17 protein-coding genes are annotated in these 16159 nt (G+C 71.2%); 5 read left to right on the top strand and 12 right to left on the bottom strand.

Translation table 11 applies throughout. The annotated features are described in order from the left end of the window. Nucleotides 1-226 precede the first annotated feature (226 nt). Entirely contained in the window at nt 227-1489 is a 1263-nt protein-coding gene (gene murA, locus G339_RS0114790) for a UDP-N-acetylglucosamine 1-carboxyvinyltransferase (protein ID WP_026341452.1), read from the top strand. 492 nt (nt 1490-1981) lie between these two features. Further along, on the top strand, nt 1982-3304 hold the full coding sequence (locus tag G339_RS0114785; RefSeq protein ID WP_019631857.1) for a transcriptional regulator: 1323 nt from the start codon (nt 1982-1984) through the stop codon (nt 3302-3304). 15 nt (nt 3305-3319) lie between these two features. Here the strand turns inward: G339_RS0114785 and hisC are convergent, their stop codons facing one another. Both hisC and G339_RS0114775 read right to left on the bottom strand, forming a co-directional pair. Then, nucleotides 3320-4399, bottom strand: a complete 1080-nt coding sequence (hisC, locus tag G339_RS0114780; RefSeq protein ID WP_019631856.1) for a histidinol-phosphate transaminase — start codon at nt 4397-4399, stop codon at nt 3320-3322. Between the two features lie 148 nt (nt 4400-4547). Next, nucleotides 4548-4826: a DUF6401 family natural product biosynthesis protein gene (locus G339_RS0114775; RefSeq protein ID WP_157407677.1), complete on the bottom strand. Its 279-nt coding sequence runs from the start codon at nt 4824-4826 to the stop codon at nt 4548-4550. A 194-nt stretch (nt 4827-5020) separates the two neighbouring features. Here G339_RS0114775 and G339_RS0114770 point away from each other — a divergent pair, with 194 nt between their 5' ends. Further along, a complete protein-coding gene (locus tag G339_RS0114770; RefSeq protein ID WP_019631854.1) occupies nt 5021-6028 on the top strand; it encodes a hypothetical protein in 1008 nt (335 codons plus the stop codon). 95 nt (nt 6029-6123) lie between these two features. Next, the gene (locus G339_RS0114765; RefSeq protein WP_019631853.1) at nt 6124-7143 is read left to right on the top strand and encodes a hypothetical protein; all 1020 of its coding nucleotides are present in this window, start codon (nt 6124-6126) and stop codon (nt 7141-7143) included. 63 nt (nt 7144-7206) lie between these two features. Here the strand turns inward: G339_RS0114765 and G339_RS0114760 are convergent, their stop codons facing one another. The 10 genes from G339_RS0114760 to phoA form a co-directional block, all read right to left on the bottom strand. Continuing rightward, nucleotides 7207-7665, bottom strand: a complete 459-nt coding sequence (locus G339_RS0114760; RefSeq protein WP_019631852.1) for a hypothetical protein — start codon at nt 7663-7665, stop codon at nt 7207-7209. Beyond that, entirely contained in the window at nt 7662-8249 is a 588-nt protein-coding gene (locus G339_RS0114755; protein WP_019631851.1) for a hypothetical protein, read from the bottom strand. The genes G339_RS0114760 and G339_RS0114755 overlap by 4 nt, the downstream gene beginning before the upstream one ends. 29 nt (nt 8250-8278) lie before the next feature. Next, a complete protein-coding gene (locus G339_RS0114750; RefSeq protein ID WP_157407673.1) occupies nt 8279-9244 on the bottom strand; it encodes a hypothetical protein in 966 nt (321 codons plus the stop codon). A 267-nt stretch (nt 9245-9511) separates the two neighbouring features. Continuing rightward, complete coding sequence (locus G339_RS33730; protein ID WP_157407671.1) at nt 9512-9883, bottom strand: hypothetical protein; 372 nt, start codon at nt 9881-9883, stop codon at nt 9512-9514. Nucleotides 9884-9955: 72 nt separating this feature from the next. After that, a complete protein-coding gene (locus G339_RS0114735) occupies nt 9956-10636 on the bottom strand; it encodes an NUDIX hydrolase (RefSeq protein WP_019631847.1) in 681 nt (226 codons plus the stop codon). Nucleotides 10637-10757: 121 nt separating this feature from the next. Further along, nucleotides 10758-12083, bottom strand: coding sequence for an SPFH domain-containing protein (locus G339_RS0114730; RefSeq protein WP_019631846.1), 1326 nt, complete (start codon nt 12081-12083; stop codon nt 10758-10760). A gap of 126 nt (nt 12084-12209) precedes the next feature. Continuing rightward, complete coding sequence (locus G339_RS0114725; protein ID WP_019631845.1) at nt 12210-12389, bottom strand: hypothetical protein; 180 nt, start codon at nt 12387-12389, stop codon at nt 12210-12212. Between the two features lie 103 nt (nt 12390-12492). Further along, nucleotides 12493-13185 (bottom strand): hypothetical protein, encoded by a 693-nt coding sequence (locus G339_RS0114720; RefSeq protein ID WP_019631844.1) that lies wholly within the window; start codon nt 13183-13185, stop codon nt 12493-12495. Nucleotides 13186-13236: 51 nt separating this feature from the next. Next, nucleotides 13237-13911, bottom strand: a complete 675-nt coding sequence (locus G339_RS0114715) for a lysophospholipid acyltransferase family protein (RefSeq protein ID WP_019631843.1) — start codon at nt 13909-13911, stop codon at nt 13237-13239. 282 nt (nt 13912-14193) lie between these two features. Further along, a complete protein-coding gene (gene phoA, locus G339_RS0114710) occupies nt 14194-15549 on the bottom strand; it encodes an alkaline phosphatase (protein WP_019631842.1) in 1356 nt (451 codons plus the stop codon). 254 nt (nt 15550-15803) lie between these two features. On the opposite strand from phoA, the gene G339_RS0114705 reads away from it, so the two are divergent. Then, nucleotides 15804-16154: an STAS domain-containing protein gene (locus tag G339_RS0114705; protein WP_019631841.1), complete on the top strand. Its 351-nt coding sequence runs from the start codon at nt 15804-15806 to the stop codon at nt 16152-16154. The last annotated feature ends 5 nt before the right edge of the window (nt 16155-16159 follow it).

Raw genomic sequence — 16159 nt, 5'->3', positions numbered from 1 at the left:
GACTGGAGGCCCGCGCCCCGCGCCGGGCCGCGACGCCCGCGACGGGGAGAGCGCACGAGACCGCGTACACGCACTGCCGAGGCCAGGGACGCGCGACGGGAGGACGCCCGTGACCACGATCAGCACCGGCGCCGGAGACGCCGCCGACGAGAGCGCCGCGCGCGCCGTCGAGGCCGCCGCGCTCGACGCCGTCGCCGCGACCGCGGGAACCGACGTCCGCTACCGGGTGCGGGGCGGGCGGCGGCTGGCCGGGACCGTCTTCGTCCAGGGCGCGAAGAACGCCGTCCTGCCCATGATCGGCGCCTCGCTGATGGCCGCCGAGGGCCGCACCGTGCTGCGCAACGTCCCGATCATCGAGGACGTGCGCCGCGCCGTGGAGCTGGCGCAGGCCCTCGGGGCGCGCGCCGAGCTGCACGAGGCCGAGCGGACGCTGGTCATCGACGCTTCCACGCTGTCGAGCCCGGTCCTGCCCGCGGAGATCGCCGCGCGGTTCCGCGGCTCGTTCCTGTTCGTCCCGGCGCTGCTGCACCGGCTGGGCGAGGCCGTCATCGAGGGCGTCGGCGGCTGCAACCTCGGCAGCCGGAACCTGGACTTCCACTACAACGGCTTCAAGCGCATGGGCGCGACCGTCACCGAGCAGATGACGGACGACGGCGAGGGCGTCATCCACATCAAGGCCGGCGACCTGCGCGGCGGCACGCTGTACTGCGACACCCCGTCCCACACGGGCACCGAGAACCTGATCATGGCGGCGGCGCTCGCGCGCGGCACGACGCTGATCAAGAACGCGGCGCTGGAGCCGGAGGTCCTGGACAACATCGCGTTCCTCCAAGCGATGGGCGCGCGGATCAGCGGCGGCGGGACGGGCTTCATCACCGTCGAGGGCGTCGACCGGCTGAGCGCCGTCCAGCACACCGTCATGCCGGACCGCATCGACACCGGCGTGTTCGTGATGGCGGCCGCGATCACCGGGGGGGAGCTGAACCTGGTCGGGGCGTCGATGGAGCACCTCGGCGTCGCGGCCGACAAGCTGGAGCAGATGGGCGTCGAGTTCCACCAGCAGGGCGCGGTCCTGCACGTGCGGCGCGACCGGCAGCTCCGGCCGATCAACGTCATCACCGACGAGTACCCGGGTTTCGCCACGGACCTCCAGTCGCCGATCATGGCGCTGTCCTGCTTGGCGGATGGCCCGTCCTATATTTACGAGCGCATTTTCGACGGCCGGTTCAAACTGGCGGGCGAACTCGGCCGCATGGGCGCGGACGTCCAGGTGGACGGCAACCGCGCCAAGGTCCTCGGCGGGCGCCCGCTGCGCGGCGCGGAGGTCGAGGCGCACGATCTGCGGTGCGGCAGCGCGCTCGTGCTCGCCGGACTGGCCGCCGAGGGCGAGACCGTGATCACGTCCGCGTACTACCTCGACCGCGGCCACGCCCACACCGCGGAGCGGCTTTCCCAGGTCGGAGCCGACATCGTGCGCGAAGTCGGCTGACAGAACCGGTCAAGGAGGACGTTCACCGCCCGGCGAGGCCCATACCGGCCGCCGGGCGGATTCGTCGTTCTCGGACCCGGCGCGGGCCGGGATGGACGGGCGTCACTCTGCGTGGCGAACGATCCGGTCCCGAGTGACGGCAATGCCCCGTCGTGACGACATAGAGACCTGTCTCCTACGTTTTCGGGTCTTGTTTTTCAACTTCGGACACCCGAAGATGCAGGATCAAGGCTGGCCGAATGGTGACAAATTACTTCCCAGGGGGTCGCGTAGGTTACTTTTTCGCCGCACTCTTGATTCGATTTCGCGTCATGGGCGTCACGCGCTGTCGCCCTGACACGATCTGCCCACTGAGGAACGAATCGCACGGGAACCGCGGTGCTGGGTCACAAGGCAGGGGCGAAAAGCCATGAGTCAACCGTTGGGCGGAGCGTGCGCGAACGCAGGACCGGAGCCGGACCCCCCGGCAGAACGGGAAGCGAGCGGTCACCGATGACGGCTGCACGGGCGGGCGGGGTCGCGCCCGACCTCACGATCGGCGTCGTGGGGCCGCACGACCTGGTGGAGCGGGTCATGCTCATGGGCCACGGCCCCACCCCGGTCCCGAGCCGCCTCGTCGCGGCCGCGTACCGGGACGAGCAGGAGGCGGCCGACAAGGTCGTCCGGCTGGGCTCGGGCGTGGACGTGTGCCTGTTCGCCAGCCCGGTCCCCTACGACTTCGCGCGCAAGGCCGGCGTCCTGACGATGCCCGCCACCTACGTCCCGCTGAACGGCGCCGCGCTGCAGGGCGCGCTGCTGCGGGCCTCCCTCGACGAGCGCTTCGACCCCTCGCGGGTCAGCATCGACGTCCTCGGCCGCGCCGAGGTCGAGGAGGCGTACGGCGAGATCAGCCTCGACACCGACCAGGTCCACCTGCGCGAGGAGGCGGCCGGGCCCGGCACGCTCGCGGCGTTCCACGAACGGCTGTGGCGGCGCGGCGCGACGACCGTCGCGATGACCTGCGTCCACGCCACCGCCGAGCGGATGGAGCTGGCCGGGGTGCCGACGATCCGCGTCCGGCCGACCGGCGCGGCGATCCGCAGCTCGCTGCAGACCGCGGCGCTGCTCGGGGCGCACCACCGGCTGGAGGAGTCGCAGCTCGTCACCGTCCTGGTCGACGTCCCCACGCTCCGCGAGACGCCGCGCCGGGTCACCCCCCGGTACTGGCGCGACGAGCTGAAGCTGGCGCTGCACCGCGTGCTGCTCCAGGAGGCGCACCGGATGAACGCCTCGGTGTGGCCGCTGGACGACCACAGCTACCTCGTCATCGCGACGCGCGGCTCGGTCACCGCCGGGACCGAGGGGTTCCGGACGCCGCCGTTCGTCGAGCGGGTCCGCGAGGAGCTGGGGCTGGCCATCGAGGTCGGCATCGGCATGGGCCGGACGGCGCACGAGGCCGAGTCGCACGCGCGGGCGGCGCTCGCGCGGTCGCAGAGCTCGCAGCGCACGCAGGGGTTCACGCTGGACCGCGACGGGCGGGCGCTCGTCCCCGCGCCGCGCACGCCGCCGCGCACCCCGCCGCAGCCCAAGCCGAAGGGGCTGGAGATCCTCGCCCGGCTCGCCGACAAGCTCGGCGACCGCGAGCAGCCGCTCGTCGTGGACGCCGAGAACGCCGGGCGGATGCTCGGCGTGACCCCGCGCACCGCGCGGCGGCTGCTGCGCACGCTCGTCGAGGAGGGGCTGGCCTGGCCGCTGCCGCCGAACCGCAGCCCGCAGCCCGGGCGGCCGCGGCAGCTCTACCGGCTGATCGTCGAGAAGCTCGGTCCGCGCCCCTAGCCGGGCGCGGGCCGGTCAGGCCCGGTGCGGGAAGGCGCGGGCGACGGCGAGGAACGCGTCGTTCTCCTCGGGCGACCCGATCGAGACGCGCGCGCCCTCGTCGCCGAACGGGCGGACGCTGACGCCCTGCGCGTCGCACGCCGCGGAGAACTCCGCCGTGCGGTCGCCCAGGCGCAGCCAGACGAAGTTCGCCTCCGAGCGCGGGACCGTCCAGCCGTCCGCGACGAGCGCCGCGTGGACGCGCTCGCGTTCGGCGACGGTCGCGTCCACGCGGGCCAGCAGCTCGCCGCGCGCCGCCAGGGACGCGACGCCCGCCGCCTGCGCGACGGAGTTCACGCTGAACGGCAGGTAGGTCTTGCGGATCGCCTCCGCGACCTCCGGGTGCGCGACGAGGAACCCGATCCGCAGGCCCGCCAGCCCGTACGCCTTGGAGAACGTGCGCAGAACGACGACGTTCGGGCGGCCCTTGCGCAGTTCCATGTTGTCCGGGAACCGGCCGTCGCGGACGTACTCGCCGTACGCCTCGTCCAGCACGACCAGGCAGTCGGCGGGGACGCGGTCGAGGAACGCGGCCAGCTCGTCGTGGCCGACGATCGTGCCGGTCGGGTTGTTGGGGTTGCAGACGAACACCAGGCGCGTGTGCGGGGTGATCGCGGCGAGCATCGCGTCGAGGTCGTGCGTCTCGTCGCGCAGCGGGACCTGCACCGGCGTCGCGCCCGACAGCGCGACCAGCAGCGGGTACGCCTCGAACGACCGCCACGCGTAGACGACCTCCGCGCCCGGCTCGGCGACGGCCTCCAGCAGCATCTGCGCGACGCCCACCGACCCGCAGCCCACCGCGACGCAGTCCGGCGAGACGCCCGCGTGCTCGGCGATGGCGTCGATCAGCGCGGTCGCGTTGTTGTCGGGGTAGCGGTTGACGTTCGCCGCCGCCTCCATGATCGCCTTCTGGACGGACGGCAGCGGCTCGTGCGGCGACTCGTTCGAGGACAGCTTGAACGAGCGGCCGTCCGGCGACGTCACGGCCTTGCCGGGCTTGTAGGCCGCGAACCGGTCGAGGACGGAGCGGAAGCGGGGGGAGACTGCCTCGGACACCCTTGTCCTCCAGTTCGACGTAGGGGTGGTGGCGAACAGCTTAGAACCGCGTGCCGGACGGACGATCGGGCGTCGGGGCGTCGGGGCGTCGGGGCCGTCGTACGGGTTCGGGAGCAACCAGAGGAGCGGGCCCGCGTACCAACGCCGGTCAGGCGGCCCGCTCGTTCTCCCGCAGCAACCAGCACACCGCCACGATCCGCACGAACTCGTAGTCCCGCGTGCTCTCCGGCCACCATCCCCGGTTGAACGCCTCCTCGGCGTACCGGCAGAGATAGGCCATCAACTCGTCGCTGCCCGTCGCCTCCAACGTGGCGCGCAGCTCGGCGACGTGCTGATCAACGGCCGCGGCGAGCCCCGGGGTGGTGGACATCTCCGCGACGCCAGCGTCCCCGATGTCCCGAACGAGCACCGCCAACTCGGCAGACATATCCCCATCCATAGGCCCCAAAGCTAGCAACGCCCCCGCCCTGCCAACACCCCACCGAACCGCCACCCCACCCCCAAACCCCCAGCCCACAGGCCCTCCACCAACAACCTCCCAAAAAAGATCTTCCTTCACACCCCCGGGAACGCCCCCCGACCAAGCCACGTCCCATAACGGAACAACGGGGAAGGATCGGAATGATCACGCTCGGCCTCCTGCTCATCACGGCGCTCTACACGACGGGGATCATCCTCACGTGGAAGGGGCGCCCGAACCTGCGGGTCCTCGCCGACGTGCTTCTGGTCGGACCGTTGATCGCGCTGTTCTGCCTCGTCTGGACGGTGGAAACCTTGAGCGGGGCTTTCGCGACCCTGCTGCTGGTCTCCATCGTGTCGCTGATCTCGTTCGCCATCGTCGGGGAGTCGCCGAAATCGAACCCCACCGGCACCAAGGTGGTTTTGTCGATCATCGGCATCGGAGTGGCGGTCGTCGGCGCCGCCATCTCCTACGCCGTCGAGAAGTCGTGGAGCGCCGAGGAAGAAGCCCAGGCGGTCCCCTGCACGGTGACCGTCCTCGGCCTTGGCCACACCAAGTACGCCAACGAATACGACGCGGACATGCTGGTCCGTCCCGAGGGCCGCGAACCGTTCAAGACGAACAACCACGACCTCCACGTGGCCCCGACCGTGGCGACGAGCATCCTGCGCGGTCATGACACGTTCCCCTGCCAGATGAGCCGCGAGGACAACGAAAAGCTCCGCATCGACTGGACGCGGAACGTCGATGGGCCCGGCACCCCCGCCCCGAAGGCGACGCCCGACGCCGCCGCGCTCCGCGCCAAGGCGACCGAACTCCTGTCCGCGTACGCGGCCGGCGACTACGGCGCGGCCTGGGACCTGTGGTCGAAGTCCGCACAGCGCGCGATCTCCCGCGCCGACTACACGAAGCTGTACGACCTGTGCCCGGCCCGCGACGACGGCGTCCCGTACACGATCACCGACACGCGCGTCGAAACCCACACGGGCATCGTCCGCGCCCAACGCTCCGGCACGACGACGACGTTCCGCTTCACCTGGGAGAACAACGCGTGGCGCTACGTCCTCCCGACGACGACGGCCCGCGTATACCGCACCGACGTCGAACACCTGGCCGCCCGCCGAGCGAAGCAGGGCCGCTGCGCCACCACCCGTCAACTCCCCGACTAGCCGCAACCTGATCACACCCGATCGGCCGTCCGCGCGGCGGGGAACGCAATCCGACCGCACCGCGTCCGGCCGGAGATCAGACAAGAAGGGATATTGTGGACCCGCTCCTGCTCGGCCTCCTGATCATGGTGCTGCTTTATGCGGGGGGGCTCGCTCTCGCCTGGGGCGATTCACAGCGCCTGAAACTTCTCGCCGACGTGCTCTTCGGGGTGCCGCTGGTCGGAACATTCGGTCTGATCTGGTGGGCGGCGGGCAGCACGGAGCCGGCAATCGGCGCCGTGGCGATCGTGCTCTTCTTCTCGGTCTTCGTCTTCCTCTTCGTCGGTGCCATCGCGCACTCGGGGCGCACCGCCGTCAAGGGGTTCGTCTCCGGCGTCGGGTTCGTGCTCGCCCTCATCGGCAGCGTCGTGGCCAGTTCCGTCGAGAAATCCTGGAGCAAGGACGAGGGCGCGCATGCCGTGCCCTGCACGGTGACCGTCCTCATCGTCGGACACACCCGGTGGGTCGGCGTCTACAACACCCGGCTCACGGTGAACGCGGAGGGCCACGAGCCGTTCCGGACGGATAACTCGCGGCTCGAAATAGACCCCGCCGTCGCCGCGAACATCGTCCGGGGCAACGACACGTTTTCCTGCCGGATGAGCCGCAAGAACAACGAAAAGCTCAGAATCAACTGGGCTCGCCATGCCGACCCGCTCGGCTCCACGGCGCCGAACCGGACCGCGGCGGGCGACGTCGCCTCACTCCGCAACGCGGCGACCGCGCTGCTGGCCGCCTACTCCGCCGGCGACTACGGCTCGGCGTGGGACCGCTGGTCGACGTCCGCACTGCACACGATCACGCGCCCCGACTACCTCAAGCTCTACGACCTGTGCCCGGCTCCCAACGAAGGCATTCCGTACGAGATCACCGCTGCGCGCATCGAGAACACCACCGGAATCGTCCGCGCGCAGCAGGCGGGCACGACGAGCACCTTCCGATTCATCTGGGAAGACGAAGCCTGGCGCTACGTCCTTCCGACAACGACAGCCCGCGAGTACCGCACCGACGTCAAACGCCTGGCCGCCCGCCGGGCAAAACAGGGCCGCTGCGCCACTCCGCACACCCCGAACTAGCAGCGTCTCCTCGTTTCGTGCCTCCGCAGACGCGGCGTCCGCATCGACCGCCGTGAACGGCCATCACCCGGTCGCCGTGCCCTCCCGCTCGTCCTCGGAGTACGGAATCCACGCGATGGGCTCCGGCTCGCCGCCGAGCGCCTTGAATCGCGCCTTGTACTCGAAAACGTCGATCAGGAGGCAGAACAGCAACGGCAGCAGTGGCAGCGGCGTGAGCAGGTGGCGGTCGTACAGCAGCGGGAGGAACGCGCAGAACCCCAGCGAAAAGAACAACATCGGCAGCAAGGTGAACGGGTTCGACACGCCGAGTCGAAAATGGCCCGCCATGAAGCAACCGATACAGGCCAGCGCCACCGCCGCCGACCACCACAGTGCAGGCAGCAGGAAGCACAGCGTGAGGGCCACGCAGCCGGACAGCATCGGCGAGAAGCCGCGTTCCGCGCACCGGCGCCTGATCTGCCGCAAATCCGCCCTGAAGCGGGCCTCGGCCTCGTCCGGCCAGGGTCCAGGTGCGGCGCTCATCCGCCCACCTCCAGACACAGCGCGATCGGGAACGCGACGACCAGGGCGTTCAGCGGCCACGGCGCGCGCTTCCACGATGACAGGAGGCCGCCCTGGCAGTGGGCGAACTCGTGATGCGGCACCGGGTCGTCGTCCTCGCCTGCGACCGTAAAAGTGTCCGCCGACCCTGCGAGCTGCCCTCGGGACGATCGGGGCAGCACAGCCCCTAGCGGGCGATCGCGTCCGTCGTAGATCCGGTAGCGGACCAACCACCGGTCCACGATCCTCGGGTGGCGCGCGTCCGGCAGGCGCTCGACCCGTCCGAGCGGTTCCCGGTCGGCGTCGAGGAACCGGACGCGACCGGGCGGATCGTCCGCCGCGCGCTCGACATGCATGAGCGCGGCGCCGGACGGATCGGTGAGCCGGATGAGCACGGGACCCGGCTCAGGACGGTGACGCGCGAAGTAGCGGCGCACCGGCGAACGTCCGGAGCCTCCCGCCAGAACCTCCGACCGGGCCAGCGGAACGCCGTCCGGCGCCGAGTACCGGAACTCCCGGAGCTTCGCGTCGATGACGAGCAGCGGCTGCTCGAAGACCGATGCCACCGGCCGTCCGGGCGGAACATGATTTCCGGTCACCTGTCCCACGGCGGTGTCTCGTCCTTCTTCTGCTGGGCCTTCTCCTGGTTCTGCGCGCGGTCGAGCGGGTCATCGAACAGACCGCTCGCGCCAGGGGACTCCGCGTTTCCGAACCGGGTGACGCCGGAGAACTTGTCGTCGAATCCCCAGTCCCCGAAACCGTTCTTCTCGCCGTTCCTGACCGTCGCCTCGTACCCGGCCTTGTCGCCCGTGACGGAGTTCTCGTATCCGACGCCGCCCGTTCCCTCGTAGCGCCAGCCCTTGCCGTCCTCGCCGCGCTGCCAACCGAGCTTGCCGCCGCCGGTGACGCTGTGGCCCGTCTCCTCGTTCGGGGTGTATCTGTCCTTGATCTCGATGTCGCCGCCCTGGTAATCGCCGTCCTTGTCGAAGACCTGGTGCGTGGCGAGCTCGCCCTCGTTCTTCCCGATGCCGACCTTCGCGCCGCCGCCGAGGGACCAGCCGCCTTCTTTCCCCCGGTCGGCGTCCAGGTCGATCTCCTTCAGCGGCATCCCCTTGCCCTTGCCCCGGTCCGCGAAGGCCAGCCCGGCATTGACGCCGTCCTGGGTGAGGTTGGTGAGACCGGTGATACCGCCTTCTCGGAACGCCTTCTTGACGGCCGCGTCCGCGTACTGGTTGCCGTGGTCCTGTTGCAGGTCGCCCGTCAGGGATGCGCCGAGGCTGAAAACACTGCCGGCGGCCATTCCGCCGAGCAGGCCGAGGATTCCGGTCGTCACCGCGACGATCTGCCCGGCCAGCGTCGCGCCGCTCTGGCACGCCGGGGCGGCGACGACCGATGCCTCCGCGGCGGCGAGCGCGGCGAGGTAGACGGCGATGCCGACGGCGAATATCGCGTAGCCGAACAGCGCCCACGCCAGGATCGTCAACGTGGTCTGCACCGCGACGCAGAAGTTGTGCAGGTACTCGAGTTCTGCGGCTTCCCGGTCGTGAGCTTGAACTCCCATGCGACCCAGAAGGCGGGCGGCAGGACGGCTCCGGGCGTTTTCGCCGTCTCGAAGGCGAGCGTCATCAACGTTTCGGCCGAGCCGGTGATCGCGCCCTGGACCGAACCGCCGGTGGCGAGGGCGCCGACCGTCCCGCCCGCCGCGGCGCGGCCAGCCGCGCCGCCGGCCTCCCGGACACCGCCGCTGTAGGCGTTCTGCCGTGCGGCCGTGTGCCGGTGACTCGTGGTCATGCTCGTTCCCTCCACCCGCCAGCGGGTTCAAGGACAGTCATTTCGCGATGTTCATGCCTTCGGCCCTGGCCCAGTTGCGCGCCGCGTTGACGACGCTCTCGGCCATCTCGTCGGACTCCTTCGCGAGGGCCGCGGCGTCGTGGAAGGCGAACTGCGCGGCGATGGGATAGCCGGTGGCGGCGAGCGCGAGCGTGATGCTGAAGTCGCCGCCCTCCAGGTTCGCGACACCGTCCGCGTTGATCGCTTCCGCCGCGGCGTCGACCTGGGTCACGACCCATTCCCGGATGTCCTTGCCGTGCGCGAGGATCCAAGCCGGATCGACCTTTTTCTGCGTCATGCGGAGCCCCTGGGATTCGAGCGCGCCAATCTGCCGACCATTCTGTTGACGCGCGGTCATGGACGCGTTCATCATGTGATCATAGGGGCGATGCGGACGCGGGACCGAACGGGCGCAGTTGCCGGAAGCGGTCAGGATGGTGGGTCAGGGGCAGGGGCGGGGGCGGAGCATCGGGGGGCGGAGTTGTTCCGCGTCGCCTCGGCGGTAGAGGCGGGCGGGGCGGCCGCCGTCGCGGGTCGTGGAGCGGCCGGTGGGGATGAGGAAGCCGTCCGCGCCCGTCACCTTGCGGTGGAAGTTGCGGGGGTCCAGGGGGGTTCCCCAGACGATCTCGTAGACGCGGCGCAGTTCCGCGACCGTGAATTCCGGGGGGCAGAACGCCGCAGCGAGCGAGGTGTATTCGAGTTTCGCGCGGGCGCGTTCGGTGCCGTCGCGGAGGATGCGGCGGTGGTCGAACGCGGCGCGGTCGCGGGTGACCAGGTCGTCCACGGCCGTCCACAGGACCTGGGCGCGGCTTGACGCGGGCAGGTCGGGGGCGAGGCCGAGGTAGGCGACGCTGACGACGCGCTGGCGCGGGTCGCGGTCGGGGTAGCCGTAGGTGGCGAGCTGTTCGAGGTGGATGCGGACGTCCGCGAGCCCGGCGCGCTCGGCCATCAGCCGGGACGCCGCGACCGGCAGGTCCTCGTCGAGCTGGATGAAGCCCCCCGGCAGCGACCACGCCCCGTTGTAGGGGTCCTGGTCGCGCCGCCACATCAGCGCGCAGAGCCGCTGCTCCCGGACGGTGAGGACGACGAGGTCGACGGTGACGGCGAGCCGGGGCACGGGCATGCCATGAACATAATCGGTCCGCGAGGGGCGTGGGGCCATGTGCGCGACGGAGCCCGCCCCCGCGGCCGCCGGAAGCCGCGGCGGGCGGACGCACCACCGGTGCGCCCGCCCGCGACGAGCGTCAGCTCTCCTGGTCGGCGGCGGCCGGAAGGCGGCCGTTGTCGCTGTTCCCGGTGGCCTGGCCGCCCATGTTGTTCAGCAGCGAGCGGGCCAGCCCGAGCCCCGTCCCGCCGAGCGTGAGGGCCTTGGCCAGCATGTCCTCGACGCCCTCGGCGCCGTTGAGCACGACCATGTTGTCGACGTTGCCGAACACCTTCGCGCCGGCCTCGACGATCTCCGGCCACTTCTCCGCGAGCTGCTGCGCGATGACCGCCTCCTGGTTCTCGGCGAGCGCCCGCGCGCGGGCCTGGATCGCCTCGGCCTCGGCGAGACCCTTCTGCCGGGTCGCCTCCGCCTGCGCCTCACCGAGGATGCGGGTGGCCTCCGCCTCCCGCTGCGCCTTGAGCTGCACCTCGGTCGCGGCGGCCTGCGCGTAGGCGATGCGCTCCTCGCGCTCGGCCTCGGCCAGCTTCACCTGCTCGTACGCGCGCGCGTCGGCGGGCTTGCGGACCTCGGACTCCAGCCGCTTCTCGGTGCGCTCGGCCTCCAGCTCGGCGTTGCGGGTCTCCTTGAGGATGACCTCCTGCCGGGCCTGCTGCGCGGCCTGCTGGACCTGGCCCTCGTACTCGGCCTTCTTGATCTGCGTGTCCCGGATGACGGCCGCGTTCTCCCGCGCCGCCTCCTGCTCGCGGCGCGTCGCCTCCTGGTCGCGCTCGGCCTCGGCGATCCGCGCCGCCGCGGCGACCTTCGCGGCGTGCGGACGGCCGATGTTGGTGATGTAGCCGGTCTCGTCGTCGATCTCCTGGATCTGGAGGGAGTCGACGACCAGTCCGAGCTTGCTCATCTCGTCGGACGCGGAGTTGCGCGTCTCGCTCGTCAGCCGCTCGCGGTTGAGGATCAGGTCCTCGACGGTGAGGTTGCCGATGATGGAGCGCAGGTGGCCGGTGAACAGCTCGTGGATCGCGTCGTCCATCGACGTCTGCTGCTCCAGGAAGCGGCGGGCGGCGTTGGCGATGGAGACGAAGTCGTCGCCGACCTTGTAGATGACGACGCCGACCACCCGCACCGGGATGCCCTGCTGCGTCACGCACTTGACTTCCAGGTTCGCGGCGCGGCTGCCGAGGCGGAGGCGGCGCGCCACCTGGAAGCCCGGCAGGACGGAGGTGCCCTTGCCCGTCACGATCTTGAAGCCGAGGCTGTCGACTCCGGCGACCGGCTTGGACCGCGCGCCGAGCCCGGAGATGATCAGCGCCTCGTTGGGTTCGGCGACGCGCCAGACCATCTTGAACAGGACGATCAGCACGATGAGGACGACGACGACGCCGATCGCTGCTGCGGCTATGGGCATGGAGCCTCCTTCGGGGGTGGACGGGCGGCTGCGGTGACGCGCACGGCCCCGAATGTCCGTGTATCCGCATAGACGCAGCCCACGGCGTCCGGGTTCCCCCGAAAGGCGACCGAAAGGGGACGAAGGTCAGCCCATCGCCTGCGCGACGTAGACGGTGCGCGGCGGGTGGTACTCGACGACCACGACGATCGTCCCGACGCCGAACTCCTCGCCGGGCGTCACCGGATGCGCGTAGAACGCCTCCGCGCCGCCCCGCACCGGGATCATGACCTCACCGACCAGGCCCGGGCCGATCCTGCCGGTCACCCGGCCCTCCTTGCCGATCAACGAACCCCCCACTCGTCAGGGCGAAAGCCGCGTACCGCGAACCGTATCCGCTGGACGCGGGCCGCGGCGAGTGCCGGTGGGCTCAGGACAGGAAGCGGCGCTGGTGGTCGTAGGCGCGGCGCGCGGCGTCCTCGGCGTCCCGCTGGGTGGCGACGGGCCCGTACAGGCTGATCGTCGTGACGGTGCGGCGGCCGCGCAGCACGACGTACCAGGTCTTGGTGTGGGAGTTCCCGCTGGTCGTCGTCACGCCGACGGTGCGGGAGCCCTCGCCGATCGTGCCGGGCGCGGGCTCGGTGACGCGGTGCTCGGCGGTCTGCGCGCCGACCGTCGTCCGGAACGTGCGGCACCCGGCGGGGACGCGCTCACCGACGAGCTTGCGCGCCTGCTCGTCGGGCAGCGACAGCAGCGTCTCGGTGACGCTGACGCCGTTGTCCTTGGTGAACGTCGCGATGGACGCGGGCGTCTGCGGGTCGAGGCCGCCGCCGGGCCGCGCCGCCTTCGCGCACGCCGGGCGGTCCACCTTCACCTGCCGCTGGAGCTGCCCGAAGTGCTGGACGGACTTCAGCGCGCCGTACTCCCCCGTCTCCGGCTCGCCGCGCCGGTAGCCGGGCAGCTCGGTGAGCAGCGCCTGTTCGAGCTGGTCGGCGGTGTAGCCGGAGCCGCCGAGGACGGGTCGCGCCGCGGCGGCCCCCGCGCCGCCGCCGTCGCCGCCGCCGCACCCGGCGAAGGGCACGGCGGACGCGAGCGCCAGAAGGGGAAGGAGGCTGCGCTTCATGCGGCGACCCTACGGCGCGGGGGTCGGGACGCCGGACCGGGCGCGCCGGGGTCAGGCGGAGTGGTCGGCCCGGTCGTTGTAGCGGCCGGTGTACTCCTGGCCGGTCAGCTCGCGGATCGCGGTGACGATGTCGTCGGTGATGACGCGGCGGGCGCGGGCGGGGGGCAGGTCGCGGTAGTGGTCGAACTCCAGGGGCTTGCCGATGCGGACGGTGGGGCGCGGCGCGAGGACCCGGGGACGGCCGCTGCCGATCGGCTGGATGCGCTCGGTCCCGGCGAGGCCGACCGGCAGGACGCGCGCGCCGGACGCCAGGACGAGCCAGCCGACGCCGGTGCGCCCCCGGTACAGCCGCCCATCCTGCGAGCGGGTGCCCTCGGGGTAGATCGCGAACGCGCCGCCGTTCTCCAGGATCTCGACGGCCTGCTCCAGCGCGCCCATCGCCGCGCGCTGCGCGCCGCGCTCGATCGGGACGTGCCCGAGCGTCGTCAGGAACCAGTGGACGAACCGGCCCTTGAGGCCGCCGCCCTCGAAGTACTCGGCCTTGGCGACGTAGGTGACGGGGCGCGGGAGCGACAGGGGGATGATGAAGCTGTCGATGAAGGACAGGTGGTTGCTGGCGACGATCAGCGGCCCGTAGTGCGGCACGTTCTCCAGTCCCTCGACGCGAGGGCGGAAAATCAGGCGCAGGACCGGTGCGACCACGCGCGACATGAACGTATAGAACACCCGGCCTCCCGAATTCGGCACCCGCCACTGTAACCGCTGCTCCCGCGCGGATGGGATGTGACCGGTGAGTAAATGGCGGGTTCCCAGGTCAGGCCGCAGATCCAGTGATTTATGTCGCAAAGATAGCAGGCCGTCCGGAGTTGTCCGCGCGGGGCGCGGAACACTCGGACGGCCGCCATTTTCTACCGATTGGTAAGTTTCTGATTAGTAACTTTCCGGCGGGTAACTCCCCGCCGGGCGGACGTTATTCCGCCCGGCACGGGCACTCAGCGCGGGCACGGCTCAGCGCCGGACGCCGAGCGCGCGGGTGATCGTCGCGAACAGGTCCGTCTGGTCGGTGACGCCCACGACGTTGGCCGCCTGCGGGCCGCTCGCCGCGATGCGGAGCTGCGTGCCGGTGTGCTCCTGGGAGTCGCCGGTCGAGGTCGCGTAGTTGAGCGTCATCGGCGCGCCGTCCGCCGTGATCAGCGTCGCCGTCTTGCCGGGGCTGTCGGTGCCGACCGGGATGATCTGGCTGGTGTGGGCGTGGTCGGCGGTCGTCACCACGAGCGTGCCGGGGTGGCGCCGCGCGTACTCCTGCGCCAGCTTCACGGTGTTGTCGAACTCGACGGTCTCGCCGATCTGGCCGCACGGGTCGGCCGAGTGGTCGCGCTTGTCGATCGACGCGCCCTCGATCTGCAGGAAGAAGCCCTGGCGGGAGCGCTTGGTCTGCCGGTCGAGGACGTCCAGCGCCTTGGAAGCCATCTGCGTCAGGTGCGGGCCGCTGAACGCGGTGTTCGTCGTGCAGCGCGACGGGGCGGTGCCGCCCTTCTTCGCCTCGGGACCGGTCCACTCCTGCGTCATGTTGCCGTCGGCGAAAAGGCCGAGCGCGCGCGAGTTCGGCGACAGGCGGGCGAGCCCGGCGGCGTCCGTGACGACCTGGTACCCGGCGGCCTTCGCCTGGTCGATGACGGTCTTCCCCTTGTACTTCCCGGCCTGGACGGTCTGCGCGAAGCGCGCCCGGCCGCCGCCGAAGTACAGGTCCGCGCCCGTCTTGACCTGCTGCTCGGCGATGGAGCCCGCGCCGCCGTTCTGCAGCGCGTTGGCCGGGCACGCCTTCATGTCGGCCGGGCCCTGGCAGGAGCGGTCCACGACGTGGGCGGCGAGGACGGCGGGCGTCGCGTCCGTCAGCTCGGCCGTCGTCACGTCGCCGGTGCGCAGTCCGGCGCGCTTGGCCAGTTCGAGGATCGTGCTCTGCGGGCGGCCGTCCGGCGTCACCGAGATCGCGCCGTTGTAGGACTTGTGGCCCGTCGCCCAACCGGTGCCGGACGCCGCCGAGTCGGTGACGTAGTCGGGCAGCCGCGGGTCGCTCTTCTGCAGCGCGTACGTGGTGTACGCGCCCGTCAGCGGGAGCCGGTCCATGTTGAGGCGGCCCGCGGCGCCCTTGGCGTAGTTGCGCGCCGCGGTGATCTCCGAGTCGCCCATGCCGTCGCCGATCAGCAGGATGACGTTGCGCGCGTGGCCGCCCTTGATCGCGGCGCGCACGTCGCCGGTGCGGTCGCCGTTCGACGCCGTCGCGAAACCCGCGCCGAGCGCGGCGAGCGCTCCGGTCGCCACCGTGATCGCGGCGATGCGCCGCGCCTTCGCAGCCGTGGACACCGGCTGACCTCCCCATTCATTGACATTTCGGGCATGCACAGCCGATCAGTCACGGGTGACGTACGGTTACGGGCCGGATGACCGTAGGCTGAACAGCAGGCGGCCCGCGCCGACCGGCCGTCCCGTTGCGGACGGCGTCGGCGGGCGCGTCGCCGCGTCCTTTATCCGGGCGGGCCTTGACCACGAGCCCGCCTCGTTCATGCTGGAAGGTCCCGGGCCTCCCGGGGCCTTCGCCGACGTGGTGGGAGGTGGCCGTGGAATTCGGCCTACACCTGAACCGGCAGGACCGCTACACGGTCGTCGAGGTGGGCGGCGAGCTCGACCTCGTCTCCCGCGACCGGTTCGAGGAGGCGATGCTCGACGTCGTCGAGAACGGGCGCGCGCTCGTCGTGGACATGCGCGGCGTGACGTTCTGCGACTCGACCGGGCTCAACGCCGTCGTCGGCGCCAACCGGCGCGCGACCGACAACGGCGTGCCGCTCGTGCTCGTCGGGCTCACCGACCGCGTCCGGCGCGTCTTCCGGATCACCGCGGTGGACCAGTTCATCCCGGTCTACGAGACGCTGGAGGACGCCGTGGACGCGCTGCCGTCCACGACGCCCTGAGCGGC

Source organism: Actinomadura atramentaria DSM 43919 (assembly GCF_000381885.1).
Classification (GTDB): domain Bacteria; phylum Actinomycetota; class Actinomycetes; order Streptosporangiales; family Streptosporangiaceae; genus Spirillospora; species Spirillospora atramentaria.
The sequence above is the reverse complement of the archived record's forward strand: the minus strand, read 5'-3'. Positions and strand labels throughout refer to the sequence as shown.

Excerpts from the sequence above, each read along its gene's own strand:
- G339_RS0114785 (WP_019631857.1), top strand. The coding sequence starts at position 1,982 with ATGACGGCTGCACGGGCGGGCGGGGTCGCGCCCGACCTCACGATCGGC.
- G339_RS0114775 (WP_157407677.1), bottom strand. The coding sequence starts at position 4,826 with ATGTCTGCCGAGTTGGCGGTGCTCGTTCGGGACATCGGGGACGCTGGC.
- G339_RS0114770 (WP_019631854.1), top strand. The coding sequence starts at position 5,021 with ATGATCACGCTCGGCCTCCTGCTCATCACGGCGCTCTACACGACGGGG.
- G339_RS0114760 (WP_019631852.1), bottom strand. The coding sequence starts at position 7,665 with ATGAGCGCCGCACCTGGACCCTGGCCGGACGAGGCCGAGGCCCGCTTC.
- G339_RS0114750 (WP_157407673.1), bottom strand. The coding sequence starts at position 9,244 with ATGGGAGTTCAAGCTCACGACCGGGAAGCCGCAGAACTCGAGTACCTG.
- G339_RS33730 (WP_157407671.1), bottom strand. The coding sequence starts at position 9,883 with ATGAACGCGTCCATGACCGCGCGTCAACAGAATGGTCGGCAGATTGGC.
- G339_RS0114735 (WP_019631847.1), bottom strand. The coding sequence starts at position 10,636 with ATGCCCGTGCCCCGGCTCGCCGTCACCGTCGACCTCGTCGTCCTCACC.
- G339_RS0114730 (WP_019631846.1), bottom strand. The coding sequence starts at position 12,083 with ATGCCCATAGCCGCAGCAGCGATCGGCGTCGTCGTCGTCCTCATCGTG.
- G339_RS0114720 (WP_019631844.1), bottom strand. The coding sequence starts at position 13,185 with ATGAAGCGCAGCCTCCTTCCCCTTCTGGCGCTCGCGTCCGCCGTGCCC.